The organism is Rathayibacter sp. AY1C5, assembly GCF_002931705.1.
GTDB lineage: Bacteria > Actinomycetota > Actinomycetes > Actinomycetales > Microbacteriaceae > Rathayibacter.
In genome coordinates this window covers 37,540-54,601 of sequence record NZ_PSWD01000013.1, presented here as the reverse complement: position 1 = coordinate 54,601, position 17,062 = coordinate 37,540, and the positions used below count along the sequence as shown (strand labels likewise).

Below are 17,062 nucleotides of genomic sequence, written 5' to 3'. Positions count from 1 at the left end.
CAGTATTGCTATTGTTTACGTCATGCGTATCGGACTGATCGCGATCGACGGCTGCTTCGGTTCGGCTATCGCGTCGATCATCGACATCGTGCGGGTGGCCGACGGAGCCCGCGGCGATGTCGACCCGAGGATCGACCCGATCGAACTCGCCATCCTCGGACCGAAACGGCGAGTGACCACGACGGCATCGATGACCCTGTCGGTGGACCACCCGCTGTCGGAGTCCGGAGAGTTCGACGTGGTCGTCGTCCCTGCGCTTGGAACCCTTACGGCCGCCGCTACCAACGACGTCCTCCAGAGCCGAGATGCTCGTTCGGTCATCGCCTCGCTCGGGCGCCTCGACGAGGCGACCACCCGGATCGCCGCGGCGTGCACCGGCGTGTTCGCTGTCGCCGAGACCGGACGGATGCATCATCGGAGGGCGACGACCAGCTGGTTCCTGGGGCCGGAGTTCCTGAAGCGCTATCCGACCGTCGCCCTCGATCTCGACACCATGGTCGTGGTCGACGGGAACCTCGTCACCGCCGGCGCCGCGTTCGCCCACATCGACCTCGCGCTCTCACTCGTGCGATCGATCAGCCCCGACCTGGCCCAACATGTCGCCAAGCTCCTCATCATCGACGAGCGTCCGTCTCAGGCGGCCTTCGTCGCCTACGAACATCTCCGGCACGAGGACCCGATCGTCGTCGAGTTCGAACGCTTCGTGCGCGCCCGCCTGGACGAACCGTTCAACGTCGCCTTCGTCGCGCAGTCGCTCGGCACCAGCCGGCGCACCCTCGAACGACGAGTCCGTGCGGCGCTCAACCTCACTCCGCTCGGCTTCGTCCAACGGCTTCGCATCGAACGAGCTCGGCACCTCTCAGCAACCACGGACTTCACCTCCGCCGAGATCGCGCTACGGGTCGGCTACGCGAATGCCGAGACTCTGCGCTCCCTCCTGCGCAGGGAGCGACGCCGTTCCTGACCTATCGCCATGCCTGTAGCCGGTGTCCTAGCGCTCGACTGGAACCACCTCTCAGCACGTCGCGTCGACGCTCCTGCGTCGCCCCTGGACGACTCACTCGACACGCCCGCAGCACAGGTCATGTGACGTGTCCCGGCTTCCCGGACGGTCGGGGGTTGGGTGGCTGTGATGTCGCTGCGTTCTCGTCGAGGGGGTCAGCAGACTCGATCAGGGTCGACTGGGATGAGACGCGAAGGCGGTCAGGTCAGGGCGGCCGAAGCCGGCCGGCGGGGTAGCGTCGGTCACGTCGAGGTCTTTCGGACGGATGGCGTAGGAACCTCCGTCGTCGGGAGACCTCGACGTCTATCTGCGGACCGACGCTCCCGGCCGACCTACACCCTCATCTGGGAAGAGCCAGCTGAGCTCCGGAATCGGAGGAAGACCCGTGAGCGGAGCGGAGGAGCCGGCCTGGGCGGATCCGGAGCCGGAGGTCCACCGGGCGCTCGCGCGGTGGGCGGCGGAGTGCGCGGAGCGCGCCCTCCCCGCGTTCGAGGAGCGGGACCCGGACAATGCCCGGCCCCGGCGCGCGCTCGACGTCCTCCTCGCCTGGGGGCGGGGCGAGGCTCCGATGACCGAGTGCCGCGCGGCGGCCTTCACGGCGCACGCCGCAGCCCGCGCCGCGACGCAGGCGGGCGAGCCTGCCGCCACCGCTGCCGCGCGGGCGGCCGGGCAGGCCGCAGCCGTCGCGCACATGGTCGATCACTGCTCGCACGCCGCCGTGGAGAGCAGCGCGCAGCCTCGGGCCTTCACGCGAAGGAGCGCGCAACGGATCGTCGCTCTCACTGAATCCGCCCGCTGCGCGGATGCTCTCCCAGCGATCTTCTCGCGTCGTTGAACGTCCGCGACTGCTGTGTCGTGTCCTCGGTGGGACCACCTCGGCCCCCGCACTACAGGAGGCATCATGCTCAAGCGAATCGCGACCACTGTGACGACTGCGGCGTTCGCCGCCGTCCTTCTCGCCGGATGCTCGACGGCCGCCGGCTCGGCCGCCTCGTCGGAAGCGCCGGCCGACAGCCCCTCCGCCACCGCGATGGCCTCCGCCACCGCGACCGCCTCCGCTGGGACGGCGGCTCTCACGACGGCGTCCTCGCCGCTGGGCGAGATCATCACGGACGAGGCCGGCTACACCGTCTACACGTTCATGAAGGACACGCAGAACTCGGGCAGCAGCAGCTGCTACGACGAGTGCGCCACGACCTGGCCGGCCGTGTCGGCGTCCAGCACGACCGCCGCGGACGGGATCACCGGAGAGGTCGGCTCGATCACGCGCACCGACGGGACGACCCAGCTGACCGTCGACGGATGGCCGGTCTACCGGTTCGCGAAGGACACCGCGCCGGGCCAGGTCAACGGGCAGGGTGTGAAGGACGCCTGGTACGTCCTCCTCCCTGACGGCACGATGAACAAGGAAGCCGCGGCCATGAGCACCGCCACCCCGGCGTCCTGATGCGACGGCGACCCGTCCCCGCGCAGCGAAGCGCATCGTCGGGCCGGGTCGCCGGTTCTCGACAGGCATGGACGGAAGGGATGACCGGCAGTGATCGCAGCAACCGTGATGAGGGAGCGCACCGTGGCGCTTCGAGGCGGTGAGCGTTGTGCCCCGCCCCGTCGATGAGCTCCTGGCGGCGCTGTACGAGAGTCACGGCCCGGCCTTGCGGCGCTTCGTGCAGAACCTCACTCGGAACGCGGCGCTGACGGAGGACGTCGTGCAGGAGACGATGGTCCGGGCCTGGCAGCGCCCGCAGGTCCTCGAACGCGACGCCGACGCCGCTCGCGCGTGGCTGTTCACCGTCGCCCGCAACCTCGTCATCGACGACGCCCGATCCGCTCGGAGCCGACGCGAGGTGCCGGCGAAGGACGAGGACGGCGGCGGCGCCGTCCCCGATCGCACCGACGCGGTCCTGGACAGCATCCTGGTCGCCGACGCTCTCGCATCGCTGTCGGTGGAGCATCGTCAGATCGTGGTGGACGCGTACTTCCTCGGACACACCGTCCCCGAGATCGCCCGCCGGCACTCCATCCCCGAGGGAACAGCGAAATCTCGATTGCACTACGGACTGCGCGGACTGCGACTGGCTCTGCAGGAAAGGGGCGTCACCCGATGAACGACCACCACGGAAGCTCTGCGACGGAGGACGAGTACCGCGACTGGGACGCGTCCTACGTCCTCGGCGCTCTCCCCGCGGATCAGCGACTCGAGTACGAGCAGCACCTCAGCGGCTGCGCGGCCTGCCGCGCGGCCGTGGCAGAGCTGGCAGGACTGCCCGGCATCGTCGGTCGCCTCTCCGTCGAGGACGCTCTCGCCATCAGCGCATCGGACGACGGCGAGGAGTCGCCGCCGTCGATGGTGACGCTGCCCGCCATCGCCCACCGTGTCCGGGCGCGCCGACGTCGGCGCCGGCTGGTGACGTCCCTCGCCGTCGCGGCCGCCGTCACCGCCTCCGTCTTCGGAGGGGTCGCTCTCGGCACGGGCATCGCGGGCGCTCCCGTGGCGAGTGAGGCGACCCTGGAACCGATGGACCCGATCGCGGCCGATCCCGCTCTCGCTGCGGACATCCAGGTCGAGGGGAAGCCGTGGGGTACCCGGCTGGAGTGGAGCTGCACCTACAGTGGTGATGCGCCCGCCGACGCGGAGTACGAACTCGTGATCACCCGCACAGACGGCAGCACGATCACCGTCGCCACCTGGACGGGTGCCGGGCAGCGCGCCGTCGACCTGGCGGCGTCCACGGGCATCGCCCGGTCGGAGATCACCGGCGTCGACATCAGGGTCCGCGGCACGAACTCCCCCCTCGTCCGCACCGACACCTGAGACACCGCCCGCCAGCAGGAGACACCGACACTGCCCGCGGTGCCGCGGACACCGGACAGGAGCAGACCATGAGCACCGAGACCACGCCGCTGCACATCACCCGCGAGGGACCGAGAAGCTTCATCGGCCGCAACGCGCGAGGAGCCGAGGTCCGCATCGGCGGGTCGGACGCCGACGGCGTGTTCTCGCCCGGCGAGCTGCTGCACCTCGCCCTCGCCGCCTGCGGCATGCTCTCCTCGGACCACATCCTCGCCAGCCGCCTCGGAGCCGATTTCGAAGCGACCACCGACATCACCGCGACCAAGCCCGAGGGTGAGGACCGCTACGACTCGATCACCGCCGTGATCCGCGCCGACCTGTCGGGGCTCGATCCCGAGCGGATCGCCTCACTGTCCGAGCGCACCCGCCGGGCCGTCGATCGCCAGTGCACCGTCGGCCACACGCTCGAGCACGGCGCGGCGTACACCGTCGACGTCGTGGACGACCAGGCCGGTCCCGTCAGCGGTCCGAGGACGGGATCCGTCTGAGATCAGCGCCTCATCGGTCACGACGACCGGTGCCGGCCGAGCCGCGGACGTCTCCCTTCAGTGCCGTCAGTCTGCGACTCGCCGACCGGATCCGAGACGATTCGCGAGGCGGAGCGCGTTCACGGAGCGGAGGTGCTGGTCGGCGCGGTGACGTCCGTTGGCCGGTGAGGGGTGCGGTGCCGCGAGGACGGGGACGACGCGGGGATCATCGTGCAGGGTCAGGTAGCGCATGACCCCGTCGAGCGCCACGGTCCCGTAGGTGACGACGGCGTCGAGCGCGGGCAGCAGCTCCAGCAGCTCACCGAGCGCGAGCCGGCCCTGCTCGATGTCCGCGGGGCGGACGCGGCCAGGGATCTCCCACGGGATGAGGTTCCATCGGAGGTAGTGGTCGCGGGAGAGTCCGGACTCGATGCGGGCCGTCCGGAACGCGGCGGCGGTGGGCCCGAGGTTGTCTTCGCTGCAGACGGCAGCGGATCCCGCGGCGATCGTCCGAGGGCCGGGTGACTGCATCAGCACCAGGACGCGACTGGCGGTGCCGCCGGAGCGGGGATCGAAGCCCGGAACGAAGCGTCCGGTCGCGTCCGCGGTACTCCGCCAGGTCTCGGCGAGGGCGTTCAGGGTTCGGACATCCACGATGCTCCTCGATCCCGGTCAGGCCGGCCGCGGTGGTGCGAGCAGGGTGCCGCGGATCACGGAACCGTGGAACGTGCGGGCGGCGACGATGATCCACGCGGCGACCAGGCCGACGTAGTAGAGCACGGCGAGGCCGGCGACGACCGTGAGACCGGAGTGCAGGGCGAGGCCGTTCAGTCCGGTGACGCAGGTGCCGACGGGGAACGTGAACGACCACCACGTCAGACTGAACGGCAGGTGCTCCTTCGCGGTGCGGAGAGTGATCGCGAGGGCGATGACGGTCCAGAGCAGCGCGAAGCCGAGCATCGCGAAGCCGTACACCAGAGCCACGACCAACAGCGCACGCGCCGTGCCGGCGTCGACGACGGTGGGCGCGTTCGAGGCGAGCAGATTCACAGCGGTGATCGACTGTCCGACCGGACCGAGGACGATCCACAGCGTCGGCACCATCCCCGCCGCTCCTACCTTGTGCTGCGCGAGCCGGTTCCAGATCAGGGTGATCACCACCAGCGACGCGACCAGGCTGAGGCCGAAGAAGCCGTAGCAGGACCACAGGAGCGTCTCCCGCGCTTGCCCGGCGGGCGTGTACGGCAGCAGCAATGCGCCGGTGGAAGCGGACACCATCGGCGGAACGATCGGCATCAGCCAGCCGCCGAACGCCGAATCGGGCTTGTTCTCATGCCGGGTGAACGCGAGGTAGGGCACCAGGACCGCCGTCACCAGCCCGCCGAGAGTCCCCGCGGTCCAGAGCACCCAGTCGATGGTGACAGCGGCCGGCAGGCCGATCCAGTCCTTGCCGAGGAGGAGGGTTCCCGCGCCGACGGTGAGGAACGCCATGGGAGGCGCGCCGTAGAAGTGCGAGAGGACCGGATTCAGGTGGTGCCTCATCGCTGTAGCGCGGTAGCGGACCCAGTGCAGCCCGGTCGCGACCGTCAGCGCGACGAGCAGCATCGCGGCGATCGCCCAGACGACGGTGGCCCCGGTACGGAGTCCGGGGAACTGGAGTGGCAGGGACGCGGCGGCGACCGCGACGATGCCGGTGCCCATGATCGACGCGAACCAGTTCGGCGTCAGGTTCGACACGATCAGTCCCGGATGCTCCAACTCCCGGAACAAGCGCCTCGACCGCGGAGGATGCCCGATCGAGGAAGATGCGCGGGCGGGGGAGAAAGTTGTCATGACTCCAGCCTGAGCATCGCCGTCACCAGCCGATACAGCGATCGTGTTGGCGGGGCACAATGAGTGCTTGTGGCGACGCGGCGATTGACGGACCGGATCCTGGATCTCGACACGCTGGAGGTGCTCGAACGCATCGCCGAGGCGGGCTCGCTCTCCCGCGCTGCCGAAGCCCTCGGTGTCACCCAGCAGGCCGTCTCGGCGCGTCTGCGGGTAGCGGAGCGCGCCATCGGGCAGCCGCTCGTGCGCCGCTCTCCGATCGGGTCCCTGATGACCGACGCGGGCCGGCTCGTGCTCGAGCTGGCCGGCCCGGTCCTCGAGGCGTCCCGCCGCCTCGAGGCGGGCGCGGCGGCACTGCGACAGCCGACCGGCTCACTGGTTCTCGCGGCGTCGCAGACCATCGCCGAACTGCTGCTCCCACGCTGGCTCCTCGAATTCCGACAGCGCACACCCGAGGTGAGTGTGCAGCTGATCGCCGGCAATTCAGCCACGGTCACAGAGCTCGTGCGATCCGGTGCCGCGCAGCTCGGATTCGTCGAGACACCGGCGTCCACGGCCACGCTCTCCTCTGACGTGGTCGCGGAGGACGAACTCGCTGTCGTCGTGGCACCGGACCACCCCTGGGCACGCGCGGCGAGTATCGGCGCCGAGGAGTTGGCCGGGACCGCACTGCTGACGCGAGAGGAAGGCTCCGGCACCCGGACGACCCTCGAAGCATGGCTCCACGACGCCGGGCTCGCACTCACGACTCCCGCCGCGATCCTGGAGACGACGGCGATCATCCGAGCGAACGCCCGCGCCGGCATCGCGCCCGCAGTCATGAGCATCCTCACCGTCGAAACAGATCTCGCCGCGCGCTCACTGATACGAGTGCCCCTCCGCGGACCAGCACTCGTGCGACCCCTCCGCGCCATCTGGTCCGATCGCATCGGGTCGTCCGCGGCGGCGTTCCTGGAGATCGCACACGAGTTGCGCTGACCGGTGCACGGCTCGTCGCTACGCCGATCACGCCCGCGGCCGTGTCTGCTCGAGCTACAGCGATCTGGTCGATCTGCCCACGGCGGCGCGGACGTCATGTCGCGGTGATGGCGAAGAGCCCGGCGATGCCGACGGTGTAGAGCGCGAGCACGATCAACGAGTCGATTCCCATGCCGGCGATGCGGCGGGTGGGTCGGAAGATCAGTCCGACGATGTAGACGAGGGTGAGCAGGGCGGCGAGAGCGGTGAGGTAGATGTCGGACGAGTTCGCCTGCGGGAGGACTGCGGTGCCGGAGAGGACGGTGGCGACGAGGAACAGGACGGGGAGGAAGGCGTTGCCGCCGAAGATGTCGCTGATGGCGAGGTCGTCGTCGCCCTGCTTGATGGCTTGCAGCCCGGTCGAGATCTCGGGGAGGGAGGTGGCGAGAGCGAGCACGGTGGCTCCGAACAGCACCCCTGAGAGACCGAGCTGCGAGGATGCTGCATCACCGGCGCGCTCGAGCACGACACCGGCGAGGAGGGTCGCCGCGGCGGAGATCGTGAACACGATGGTCGCCTTGCGTGTGCTCATCGGGTGCGTCTTCTTCTTCGAGGGGGATGCTGTCGCGTCGGGGGCCCGCCCGTCCTCGTGCCAGGGGAGGTGCTTGCCGGAGCGTTGCACGAGCAGCAGCCCGACGACCCAGAGGCCGGCGATGAGGACGACGTCCGGGGTCAGGCGCAGCACTTCCAGTCCGGAGGGCAGCTGGCTGCCGGCGATGACGACGGCGAGCACCGCGACGACCACGAGCCCCTCGAGCACGAGTGTGAGGGATGCGGCACGGTAGGTGAGCGGCTTCGCACCCTTTCCGCGCTTGCCGAACAGGTCGAGGACGACGAGGACCACGGTCTGCAGTGCGATGCCGCCGAGGATGTTGCCGACCGCGACGTCCAGGTTCCCGGAGAGCGCGGCGGACACGGTGATCGCGATCTCCGGCAGGTTCGTCGCGACGGCGAGAACGATCAGACCGCCCAGCGCACTCCCCAGGTGCAGACGCGCATCCAGAACGTCCGTGGCCTTCGACAACTGGATGCCGGCGACCCACACCACTGCGGCGGCGGCGAGAAAGATGACGACGAGAACAACGAAGGGCAGACCATCCATGCAGTGAGTGAACCGCGCCGACGACGATTCGCGACCCCCTTGCGCCTGAGCTGCTTCTCACCGCCTCGCGCGCGGTGGTCTCCGTGGTGATCGGTTCGACCGCGTGCCATCCTCGACGACACCCCGATCGTCGGGTCGAGCCTGATCCCGCCGTTCGTTCCCGAGGCGCGCTTCGTCAGTAGCAGCCGATTCGGGTACGCCGCAGCGTCCGCACGTGTACGCGCGGGCAGCTGGCGGGGACCGGACCCTTGGGAAGGGGCCGGTGTCGCCCGCAGTGCATCTGCGACACTCCACTGGCTCCAGATCCTGCGATCCTCGAGCGGCTTGACCGGATCGTCGGTGACCGTGTCCCGTGGCAGACGCATCAGATGGCCGGTGACGTTGCACACGCTCTGGCGACGCTCGCGGACCGTGTCGATGCGGTCATGATCATTGTCGGCACGAAGGAGCCGTCTCTGCGTCGCACCGTGCAGGAGGTCTTCTCCGGTGCCGTCGGCGCCCGTCTCGCTCACCGTCAGCACCGGCCGGCCCTCATGATCCCCCTCGCCCCGGTCGATGATTCGGAGCCGCTGCCCTGGTCCTGACCGAGGTGCGGGCGTAGGCTGACGGCAGTGGTGATGGATCCCGCCCGAGCGTGAGCTCGAACTGCCGCCGAGGCTGATGGTTCCTACCTTCTCGATCAGAGACCAGGTAGGTGACCCATGCCCGCGCATCCCCCGCTCGTCCTCGTGCGCCACGGTGAGAGCACCGGCAACGCCGACGGTCTCTTCTGCGGCGTCCTCGACGTCCCCCTCACCGACCTCGGACGTGACGAAGCGCGACAGGCCGCGACGCTACTGAGGGACGCATCGATCGACCCCGATCTGATCCTCACGTCGACCCTGCAACGCTCCACCGAATCGGCCCGGATCATCGCCGGCGCCCTTCCAGGGCGGCCGCGGATCGTCGCGGCCCAGTGGCGGCTGAATGAGCGCAACTACGGAGCGCTCACCGGCCTGTCCACAAGCGCCGTCAGAGCCCGGTACGGGGCCGACGCTTTCCTGGAGTGGCGCCGGTCGATGGACGTCCGCCCGCCTGCTCTGTCCGCCGCCGCCTTCGTGCAGCTGCACAGGTCCGCGGCGTTCCGTGGGCAGCCGGCCGAGGCGATGACGGAGACGGAGTCGTTGCGCGACGTCGTCCACCGACTGCAGCCGCTCCTCGAGGAGCGCATCCTGCCCGCCCTCCAGGAGGGCGAGACGGTGCTCATCGTCGGGCACGGCAACTCCCTGCGCGCGCTGCGCGCCCTTCTCGAGGACCTCGGCGATGCCGCGGTCCGCGATCTGAACATCCCGACGGGTCAGCCGTACCTGTACGACACCGGGCCGTCCGGGACACCGATCTCGAGGAGCGGACGCTACCTCGACCCCGCAAGAGCCGACCGGGCGGCGATCACGCTCGCCCACGAAGGAGGAACCTGATGAACGCCTACATCAGCCACACCCGCACCAGCATCCACGGGACGGGCGAGTACGTCACCCACCCCGCCGGACACCCGCTGGTCATCACCGACGTCGCCGCACGGCAGATCCTCGACTCCCGCGGCTTCCCGACCGTCGCTGTCACCCTGCGTCTGGACGACGACACCGTCCTGGACGCCTCCGCCCCCGCGGGCGCCTCGACGGGCGCGTTCGAAGCGGTCGAGCTGCGCGACGGCGGCCCCGCGTTCGGCGGACGCGGAGTCCGCTCCGCTGTCGCGGCCGTCGACGGCGAGATCCGCGCCCTCCTGCTCGATCATTCCTGGACTTCGCTTCGCGAGATCGACGAAGCGCTGCGAGCACTGGATGGAACCGCGAACCTCGCCCGCCTCGGAGCGAACTCCGTCGTCGCCGTCTCCATCGCGGCCGCCCGCGCCTTCGCCGCGCGCACCGGCCTGCCCCTGCACCGGTGGATCGCCGATCACACCGGGGCGACCGCCTCCCTGCCCGTCCCGCACTTCAACGTCATCAACGGCGGCGCGCACGCCGCGAACGGCCTCGACTTCCAAGAGTTCATGATCGCCCCCGTCTCCGCCGGCACCGAGGAGGAGGCAGTGCAGGTCGGCGCCGAGATCTATCACGCCCTCGCCGCCCGCGTCCGCACCGCCTACGGCACCTCCGGGCTCGGCGACGAGGGCGGCTTCGCGCCCCCCATCGACCGGCCCGAAGACGCCCTGGACCTCCTCGTCGCAGCGATCACCGACGCCGGATACCAGCCCGGCACCGGTGACATCGCGATCGCGATGGATCCCGCCGCGAACGGCTTCTTCCACGGCGACGGCCACTACACCGTCGCCGGCACCGATCTCGACCGCGACGCACTCGCCCGCTACTACGAGAAGCTGATCGCCGACTACCCGATCCGCAGCATCGAGGACGGCTTCGCCGAGGACGACCACGAGGGCTGGGCCCTCCTCGCCCACGCCATCAGCGACCGGGTGCAGCTCGTGGGAGACGACCTCTACGTCACCGACGCCGACCGCATCCGCGACGGAGCCCGCAACGGCTACTCCAACGCCGCACTCATCAAGCCCAATCAGATCGGCACCATCACCGGCACCCTCGACGCGATCGCGGCCGCGCACGACGCAGGCATGCGCTGCATGGTCTCCCACCGCTCCGGCGAGACCCTCGACACCTTCATCGCCGACCTCTCGGTGGGAACCGGAGTCGGGCAGATCAAATCCGGCGCCCCCGCGCGCGGCGAGAGGGTCGCGAAGTACAACCGCCTCGTCGACATCGAACACCTCGACCCCACGCTGCACTACGGTCTCACCCACTGACCCGCCCCCTCCCGAAAGGTCCCACTCCCCGTGACTGATGACCGCCACCGTCACCGCCCCCCGGACCCCGACCCCGAGCTGCCGGTCGACAGCGACCTCGACGTCGACGACGCCCCCGACGGGACGCCACGACCCGTGCACCTGCGTCCGCGATACCTCCTCCTCGTCGCCGCCGGCGGCACGGTCGGGACCGGGGCGCGGGAGGGCCTGAGCCTCGCGTTCCCCGCCGATCCCGCCTTCGACACCGTCGTCTTCGCCATCAACATCGTCGGCGCGCTCCTGCTCGGCGTACTCCTGGAGATTCTCGCCAGAGCCGGCAGCGACGAGGGCCGACGCCGCACCGCACGGCTGCTGCTCGGTACCGGAGCGCTCGGAGGCTTCACCACCTACAGCACCCTCGCCACCGACACCGCCCACCTGCTCACCACAGGACACCCCGCACCCGCCGCCCTCTACGCGCTCGGCACCGTCCTGCTCGGTGCCCTCGCGTCCTGGATCGGAGTCGCCCTCGCCGCAGCACTCCACCGGCGACGCACGCAGAGGAAGGTGCCGGCATGACACCCGCACTGTTCCTCGCGCTCTCCCTCGCCGGTGGAATCGGAGCCGCAACACGGCTCCTCCTCGACGGGCTCATCAAGGCCCGCACCGGCGGCGCCTACCCCTGGGGCACCACCGTCATCAACGTCACCGGATCACTCCTCCTCGGCCTGATCACCGGCCTCGCCCTCGCAGGCATCGCCCCCGAGCCGTGGCGACTCGTCCTCGGCACCGGCTTCCTCGGCGGCTACACCACCTTCTCCACCGCCAGCCTCGAAACCGTCCGTCTCCTCGCCGAAGGACGCCAACTCGCCTCCGCCATCAACGCCCTCGGCACGCTCCTCCTCAGCGTCATCGCCGCAGCAACAGGACTCTGGCTCGGAGGCGCGCGATGAGCATCATCGATGCACCCTCACCGGCAGTGGTGGTCGGTCTTGCCGGCGTCGATTCCGGCCCGGAGTCGGGGCACGCAGGGTCCTTCCGTTCAGCGGGTGCGGTGCGCCGTGAACGACCTCGCCGGCATGTCATCACGGGGCGATCTGGTCGCGTCTCTCCATGAGCGGTCCTGCCGTTGCGGGGTCCCGGGCGGCTCATCACGGCATGCCATCAGGCGGCTGAAGGCGGTCAGCCGTACCCGGGACCCCTGGCGCGTTCCGGAGCCGACAACTGCCCCGAATCCACGGAGACAACGGTGAGGAAGGCGGTCGGACTCCGGGGGAGCGACGCCGACCGGGACGCGGAGCGGCGTCAGCAGTGGGAGGGCCTCGACCCCGTGCTGCGCTCCCTCGGCTTCCCGAAGGGACTGTGACGCCGGCCCGGTGGACCTCACCGGGTCGGCGCCCGCGCGCTCAGCGGTTCGCGGGTCGGAGCCCCAGCAGCGTGTCGATGATCACGAAGGCCGCGAGGCTCGCCCCCAGGAGCGGGAGGAACAGCCCGACCGCGGCGGCGACCACCAGGACGGACGCGACTCCCCACCACGGCGCGCGCCGGAGAGCTCCCCGGGCCGGCGGGGTGCCGACGAGCCGTCGGGGGCCGCGGGTGGGGCGGCGCTTCCACCACATCAGGTACCCGAGCACGACCATCGTGGCGATGCCGGCCGCGGTGACGAACAGCAGCAGCTGGTTGGGCAGCCCGAACATCGAGCCCATGTGCGTGTCGATGCCCCAGCGGGAGAGCTTGGCGACGAGGCCGAAGTCGGCGAAGTCGACCCGGTCGACGACCTGCATCGTGCTCCCGTCGATCGCGACGCCGTCGACCTCGGTCGGGAAGCTGCGCTGGATCTCCTGCACGACCCAGGCCGAGCCCTCCGCCGCGGGCGGCCGGATCTCGACCAGTCCCGTGTTCACGTTGACCTCGCGGGCGACCGAGAGCACCGAGTCGTAGGCGGCCGGCGAGTAGCCCGCCGTCGACTCGACGGCGTCGCCGGTGGCCGCGCCGTGTCCGACGTGCCCGGCGTGTCCGGCGTGCTCGTCGGCCACCTCGCCGGTCCGGTCGCCGAGCGTCGTCCCCAGCGAGGGCGTGGTCCAGCCGACAGCGGAGCGGAGGGTCTCGAAGTTCCCGCCTCCGTAGAGCGACCAGGTGATGCCGGTGGTCGAGAGGAACAGGGCGCCGACGAGCAGCCAGACGCCGGTGGAGGCGTGCCAGGAGAACAGGCGCTTGTAGCCGGTGGTCCTCGGCGCGGGGCGCAGCAGGTCCCTCTTCACGCGGGCGCGGCGGAGGCGGATGATCCAGAGGCCCAGGCCGGCGAGGGCGACGACCCCCAGCCAGGAGGCGGCGAGCTCGCTGTAGTAGCGGCCCACGTCCCCGAGGTGCAGCGTCCGGTGCAGGTCGCTGACCCAGGTCCGCAACGGCAGGGCGCCGCTGGTGCCGTAGGCGGTGAGGTCGCCGCGGACGTCGGCGGTGGCCGGGTCGATGAAGACCGCGCGGGTCTCGCTGGCGCCGAGCGACGGGTCCGCGTACATCACCCGGGTGGTGTCGCCGGGGTTCGGTGCGGGGCGGACGGCGACGATGCTCTGCCCGCCTCCGGTGTACGCGTCGGCGGCGTCGATCTGGTCGGCCAGGGGCACGTAGGTGTCCGCTTCGGGGGCGTGCAGCTCCTGCGCGTAGACGACCTGCTCGAGCTGCGGGGTGAGTGCGTAGAGCGCTCCGCTGGTCGCGGCGACGAGGATGAACGGCCCGACGAACAGGGCGGCGGAGAAGTGCAGGCGGAGCAGCAGCTGTCCGAGCCAGCCTGCGCTGCTTCTGTGCGGCGGGGGCGGGGTGTCGGCGGAGTCGCGGGGTCTCGTGGCGGTGGTGGTCATGCTTCTGGTCCTTCGGTGCTGTGGCGGGTGCCGGTGAGGGTCAGAGGAGGGTGTCGCCGATGTAGCCGCCCTCGACGCAGCCCGGCGGGATCGCGAAGACGGCGGAGCCGATCGGCGTCGTCCACTCGTTGAGCAGGTCCAGCTCGTCCAGGCGCTTCTGGATCGGCACGAACTGCGCGGTGACGTCGGCCTGGAACGCCGCGAAGATCAGCCCGGAGTTCGAGATGTCCTCGCCCGTCGGGGTGTCGTCGTAGTTGTAGGCCCGGCGGTGGAAGCGCTCGGCGGTGTTCTCCGAGCGGGCGCGCCTCATGTGCGAGAACTCCGGGATCACCGGGAAGCCGATGGTCGTCGTCGCCTCGAAGTCGGGCTCGTCGGCCTCCGCCGTCCCGGTGAGGGGCGCGCCGTTCGCGAGGGTCCAGGGAGGAGACGGGTCGGTCAGACGCTGCGGGGACCTCCGGGGAGGTCCTCGCCGCGGCTCGCGTCGATGATCAGGAGGCGGGCTGCAGAGGGGGGCCGCGCCGCAGCGCCGCCTGGGGGAAGACGCCCGAGGCGAGGGGGAGCACGTCGCGCAGCTCGAAGGAGGAGCGTCGCGCGGGTCGAGGAGCGGCCACCGGAGTCGGCAGGACCCGCACCAGGCGGGTGACGAGGTGGCTCGTCGTCGCGGCGACACTGACGAGGAGGGACTCGCCGCGGTGGAGCGCCGCGGTCGTCGCGACGGCGGCGACGAGGTGCGCCGCCCACATCGAGGAGCCGGTCATCCCGCTGTGCGTCATCGCCGCGCTGACGTCGATCACGGCACCGTGGTGCGCGTGCAGGGTCGGCGCATCGACCGGCCCCGCGAAGGTCCCGATCGTGAAGAGCGTGTGGAACAGGAACTGGCTGACTCCCACCGAGACCGCCAGGCGGACCAGGGAGAGCCTGCGCCCGGCGAGCGCCACGCACACCAGGACCGACAGGACGAGCGGCATCGCGACACCGAGCGGACCCGGGATCTGGCCGCCGCCGGCCACGTGCGAGAACAGTGCGACGAGCGTCGCCACCGTCGCCGCGACGACGCCCCGGAGGGTGCGCAGCGGGCGCGACGACGACATCTCCCCAGTGTCGCAGACGCCTCCTTCCCGCGGAGGACCGCTCCCGGGCGAGAGGGGCGGCCGGCCGACGGTTCCTCTCAGCGGGCCGCGGAGGCTCCGGGGCGTCACTTCTCGGGCCGGACCACCAGCCCGACGCCGCCGCCGCGCCGCACCGGTTCGGCGACCGCGGTCATCCGGCCGGAGGGGTCGACCTCGATGGCGGCCACCGCCCCGATCTGCGCGGCCGAGGTGAAGGTGTCGCCCGAGGGGACCAGCTGCTGGCCGAAGGGAGCGAGGTCGTCGGCGTACGCCTCGATGAACTCGGGCTCGGCGGAGGTCGTCGCGCCGTTGCGCTGGGAGGCGCGGGGCGCTGCCACCGCCTCGGGGAGCGTCATGCCGAGGTCGATGCGGTTGACCAGCGTCTGCAGGACCGTCGTGATGATCGTCGATCCGCCCGGCGAGCCGACGACGAACCGCACGTCCCCGCCGTCGAGCACGATCGTCGGCGACATCGACGAGCGCGGGCGCTTGCCCGGCTCGATCCGGTTCGGGTCCCCGTTGACGAAGGTGGGGGAGAAGTCGGTCATCTCGTTGTTGAGGAGGAAGCCGCGGCCGGGGACGGTCATCGCCGAGCCGCCGGTCTGTTCGATCGTCAGCGTGTAGGAGGCGGCGTTGCCCCACTTGTCGACGACCGAGAGGTGGGTGGTGGAGATGTTCTCGGTGTCCGACTCCTCCGCGGCGGGGGCGGTCGCGCATCCGGAGCCGTCGAGAGCGCCGGGCGCGACCGGGCGGACGGAGGCGGTCGCCGGGTCGATCGTGCAGTCCCGCGAGTCCGCGAACTCCTGGCTGAGGAGCGTCTCGGTGGGCACGTCGACGAAGGCGGGGTCGCCGACGTAGGCGCCCCGGTCGGCGAAGGCGCGGGCGGACGCCTCGAGGTAGAGGTGCAGGGCGCTGCCGGTGTCCTCGGCCGCGAGGTCGTGGTTCTCGAGGATGTTGAGGGCCTCGCCGACCGCGATCCCGCCGGAGGAGGAGGGTGCCATCCCGTAGACGTCGAGTCCGCGGTAGGGGACGCGGGTCGGCGCCTGCTCGGCGACCGAGTACGCCGCGAGGTCGGCGGCGGTCATCGTGCCGGCCGGGGCCGGGAGGTCCGACCCCTCGGCGATCCGCGGGTTCTGGACCGTGTCGGCGATCTCGGCGGCCAGCGCGCCCTCGTAGAACGCGTCCGGCCCGTGGACGGCGATGGAGGTCAGCGTCTTCGCGAGGTCGAGGTTGCGGAAGGTGCTGCCCACCTTCGGCGCGTCCCCACCGGGGAGGAAGAGCTCGGCCGTGTCGGGGAACGCCTGGAACCGCTCGAGGTTGTCGAGCGTCTGGTTGCGGAAGGTCTCGTCCACCCGGAAGCCCTTCGCCGCGAGCGCGATCGAGGGCGCCAGCACGACGGGGAGCGGCAGGGTGCCGAAGCGGTCGACCGCGGTGTCCCAGGTCGCCACCGTGCCGGGCACGCCGACCGCGACGCCGGAGGAGACGAGGTCCGGGGTGAACGGGTACGGGGCTCCGGTCGCGGGGTCGAGGAACGCGTCCGAGGTGATGCCGGCCGGCGCTGTCTCGCGTCCGTCGATGGTGCTGACCTCGCCGGAGGCCTTGTCGAAGTAGACGAAGTACCCGCCTCCGCCGATGCCGGCGCTGTACGGCTCGCTCACGCCGAGGGCCGCGGCCGTGGCGACCGCGGCGTCAGCTGCGTTGCCGCCGCGCTTCAGCACCTCCATGCCCACGCGGCTCGCGTTCGCGTCGACGCTCGAGACCGCTCCGCCGTAGCCCACCTGCGTCGAGGGCGAGATGAGGGGTCCGCCGAGGAAGTCGCGGATCTTCTCGGGCGTGAGCCCGCTGTCCTTCAGGTATCCGGAGACGGGCCTGTCGAGAGCGGACGCCGGTGCGGCACCCGCCACTCCCACTGCGACGACCGCGACCAGCGCGATCGCGATCCTGCGGAGCACGGGTGTCGTGGCCATGGCGTTCCTCCATCGGAACTCTGTGGTGCGCGGTCGGCGATGCGGGTCCCCCCAACCTAGGGGCGGGGTGGGGGTGCGGGGT

18 protein-coding genes, 1 pseudogene and 1 riboswitch are annotated in these 17,062 nt (G+C 70.9%); of the genes and pseudogenes, 12 read left to right on the top strand and 7 right to left on the bottom strand.

What is annotated here, in order from left to right:
* Positions 1-22 precede the first annotated feature (22 nt).
* From C5C57_RS10865 to C5C57_RS10840, 6 genes are all read left to right on the top strand, one after another.
* Positions 23-964 (top strand): GlxA family transcriptional regulator, encoded by a 942-nt coding sequence (locus C5C57_RS10865; protein WP_053548963.1) that lies wholly within the window; start codon positions 23-25, stop codon positions 962-964.
* A gap of 424 nt (positions 965-1,388) precedes the next feature.
* The gene (locus C5C57_RS10860; RefSeq protein WP_146081553.1) at positions 1,389-1,838 is read left to right on the top strand and encodes a putative immunity protein; all 450 of its coding nucleotides are present in this window, start codon (positions 1,389-1,391) and stop codon (positions 1,836-1,838) included.
* Positions 1,839-1,904: 66 nt separating this feature from the next.
* Positions 1,905-2,450, top strand: a complete 546-nt coding sequence (locus C5C57_RS10855; protein WP_104261243.1) for a hypothetical protein — start codon at positions 1,905-1,907, stop codon at positions 2,448-2,450.
* A gap of 148 nt (positions 2,451-2,598) precedes the next feature.
* Positions 2,599-3,108: a sigma-70 family RNA polymerase sigma factor gene (locus tag C5C57_RS10850; RefSeq protein ID WP_056865923.1), complete on the top strand. Its 510-nt coding sequence runs from the start codon at positions 2,599-2,601 to the stop codon at positions 3,106-3,108.
* The gene (locus tag C5C57_RS10845; RefSeq protein WP_104248144.1) at positions 3,105-3,815 is read left to right on the top strand and encodes an anti-sigma factor; all 711 of its coding nucleotides are present in this window, start codon (positions 3,105-3,107) and stop codon (positions 3,813-3,815) included. Before C5C57_RS10850 ends, C5C57_RS10845 begins: the two co-directional genes overlap by 4 nt.
* Positions 3,816-3,883: 68 nt before the next feature.
* Positions 3,884-4,342 carry an OsmC family protein gene (locus C5C57_RS10840; protein ID WP_104248143.1) on the top strand — a complete coding sequence of 153 codons (459 nt, stop codon included), beginning with the start codon at positions 3,884-3,886 and terminating at the stop codon, positions 4,340-4,342.
* 66 nt (positions 4,343-4,408) lie between these two features.
* Here the strand turns inward: C5C57_RS10840 and C5C57_RS10835 are convergent, their stop codons facing one another.
* Both C5C57_RS10835 and C5C57_RS10830 read right to left on the bottom strand, forming a co-directional pair.
* Complete coding sequence (locus C5C57_RS10835; RefSeq protein ID WP_258063694.1) at positions 4,409-4,975, bottom strand: uracil-DNA glycosylase family protein; 567 nt, start codon at positions 4,973-4,975, stop codon at positions 4,409-4,411.
* 18 nt (positions 4,976-4,993) lie between these two features.
* Positions 4,994-6,058, bottom strand: a complete 1,065-nt coding sequence (locus C5C57_RS10830) for a TDT family transporter (RefSeq protein ID WP_258072458.1) — start codon at positions 6,056-6,058, stop codon at positions 4,994-4,996.
* 165 nt (positions 6,059-6,223) lie between these two features.
* Between C5C57_RS10830 and C5C57_RS10825 the strand changes: the two genes are divergently transcribed.
* Entirely contained in the window at positions 6,224-7,129 is a 906-nt protein-coding gene (locus C5C57_RS10825) for a LysR family transcriptional regulator (protein WP_104224793.1), read from the top strand.
* A 94-nt stretch (positions 7,130-7,223) separates the two neighbouring features.
* Here C5C57_RS10825 and C5C57_RS10820 read toward each other — a convergent pair whose 3' ends face one another.
* Entirely contained in the window at positions 7,224-8,270 is a 1,047-nt protein-coding gene (locus C5C57_RS10820) for a sodium:calcium antiporter (RefSeq protein WP_104248140.1), read from the bottom strand.
* Between the two features lie 368 nt (positions 8,271-8,638).
* Between C5C57_RS10820 and C5C57_RS10815 the strand changes: the two genes are divergently transcribed.
* From C5C57_RS10815 to crcB, 5 genes are all read left to right on the top strand, one after another.
* Entirely contained in the window at positions 8,639-8,854 is a 216-nt protein-coding gene (locus tag C5C57_RS10815; protein ID WP_104248139.1) for a hypothetical protein, read from the top strand.
* A 20-nt stretch (positions 8,855-8,874) separates the two neighbouring features.
* Positions 8,875-8,947: riboswitch (Fluoride riboswitch) on the top strand.
* Positions 8,948-8,971: 24 nt separating this feature from the next.
* Positions 8,972-9,727, top strand: coding sequence for a 2,3-diphosphoglycerate-dependent phosphoglycerate mutase (locus C5C57_RS10810; RefSeq protein WP_104248138.1), 756 nt, complete (start codon positions 8,972-8,974; stop codon positions 9,725-9,727).
* Positions 9,727-11,067: a phosphopyruvate hydratase gene (eno, locus tag C5C57_RS10805; RefSeq protein WP_104224797.1), complete on the top strand. Its 1,341-nt coding sequence runs from the start codon at positions 9,727-9,729 to the stop codon at positions 11,065-11,067. Before C5C57_RS10810 ends, eno begins: the two co-directional genes overlap by 1 nt.
* A 30-nt stretch (positions 11,068-11,097) precedes the next feature.
* The gene (locus C5C57_RS10800) at positions 11,098-11,625 is read left to right on the top strand and encodes a CrcB family protein (RefSeq protein WP_258072744.1); all 528 of its coding nucleotides are present in this window, start codon (positions 11,098-11,100) and stop codon (positions 11,623-11,625) included.
* Positions 11,622-11,999 (top strand): fluoride efflux transporter CrcB, encoded by a 378-nt coding sequence (gene crcB, locus C5C57_RS10795; protein ID WP_104224798.1) that lies wholly within the window; start codon positions 11,622-11,624, stop codon positions 11,997-11,999. The genes C5C57_RS10800 and crcB overlap by 4 nt, the downstream gene beginning before the upstream one ends.
* Before the next feature lie 453 nt (positions 12,000-12,452).
* Here crcB and C5C57_RS10790 read toward each other — a convergent pair whose 3' ends face one another.
* The 4 genes and pseudogenes from C5C57_RS10790 to ggt form a co-directional block, all read right to left on the bottom strand.
* Entirely contained in the window at positions 12,453-13,904 is a 1,452-nt protein-coding gene (locus tag C5C57_RS10790; RefSeq protein ID WP_104248090.1) for a PepSY domain-containing protein, read from the bottom strand.
* Positions 13,905-13,944: 40 nt separating this feature from the next.
* Positions 13,945-14,316 (bottom strand): annotated as a pseudogene (locus C5C57_RS10785) (Dyp-type peroxidase); the annotation flags it as partial.
* Between the two features lie 76 nt (positions 14,317-14,392).
* A complete protein-coding gene (locus C5C57_RS10780; RefSeq protein ID WP_104224800.1) occupies positions 14,393-14,995 on the bottom strand; it encodes a hypothetical protein in 603 nt (200 codons plus the stop codon).
* Positions 14,996-15,099: 104 nt separating this feature from the next.
* Positions 15,100-16,980 (bottom strand): gamma-glutamyltransferase, encoded by a 1,881-nt coding sequence (gene ggt, locus C5C57_RS10775; RefSeq protein ID WP_104297622.1) that lies wholly within the window; start codon positions 16,978-16,980, stop codon positions 15,100-15,102.
* Positions 16,981-17,062: the final 82 nt, after the last annotated feature.

What these genes read in the sequence shown, in the direction of transcription:
- C5C57_RS10865 (WP_053548963.1), top strand. Translation starts at nt 23, where the DNA reads ATGCGTATCGGACTGATCGCGATCGACGGCTGCTTCGGTTCGGCTATC.
- C5C57_RS10855 (WP_104261243.1), top strand. Translation starts at nt 1,905, where the DNA reads ATGCTCAAGCGAATCGCGACCACTGTGACGACTGCGGCGTTCGCCGCC.
- C5C57_RS10845 (WP_104248144.1), top strand. Translation starts at nt 3,105, where the DNA reads ATGAACGACCACCACGGAAGCTCTGCGACGGAGGACGAGTACCGCGAC.
- C5C57_RS10840 (WP_104248143.1), top strand. Translation starts at nt 3,884, where the DNA reads ATGAGCACCGAGACCACGCCGCTGCACATCACCCGCGAGGGACCGAGA.
- C5C57_RS10820 (WP_104248140.1), bottom strand. Translation starts at nt 8,270, where the DNA reads ATGGATGGTCTGCCCTTCGTTGTTCTCGTCGTCATCTTTCTCGCCGCC.
- C5C57_RS10815 (WP_104248139.1), top strand. Translation starts at nt 8,639, where the DNA reads ATGGCCGGTGACGTTGCACACGCTCTGGCGACGCTCGCGGACCGTGTC.
- C5C57_RS10810 (WP_104248138.1), top strand. Translation starts at nt 8,972, where the DNA reads ATGCCCGCGCATCCCCCGCTCGTCCTCGTGCGCCACGGTGAGAGCACC.
- eno (WP_104224797.1), top strand. Translation starts at nt 9,727, where the DNA reads ATGAACGCCTACATCAGCCACACCCGCACCAGCATCCACGGGACGGGC.
- crcB (WP_104224798.1), top strand. Translation starts at nt 11,622, where the DNA reads ATGACACCCGCACTGTTCCTCGCGCTCTCCCTCGCCGGTGGAATCGGA.
- C5C57_RS10790 (WP_104248090.1), bottom strand. Translation starts at nt 13,904, where the DNA reads ATGACCACCACCGCCACGAGACCCCGCGACTCCGCCGACACCCCGCCC.
- C5C57_RS10780 (WP_104224800.1), bottom strand. Translation starts at nt 14,995, where the DNA reads ATGTCGTCGTCGCGCCCGCTGCGCACCCTCCGGGGCGTCGTCGCGGCG.
- ggt (WP_104297622.1), bottom strand. Translation starts at nt 16,980, where the DNA reads ATGGCCACGACACCCGTGCTCCGCAGGATCGCGATCGCGCTGGTCGCG.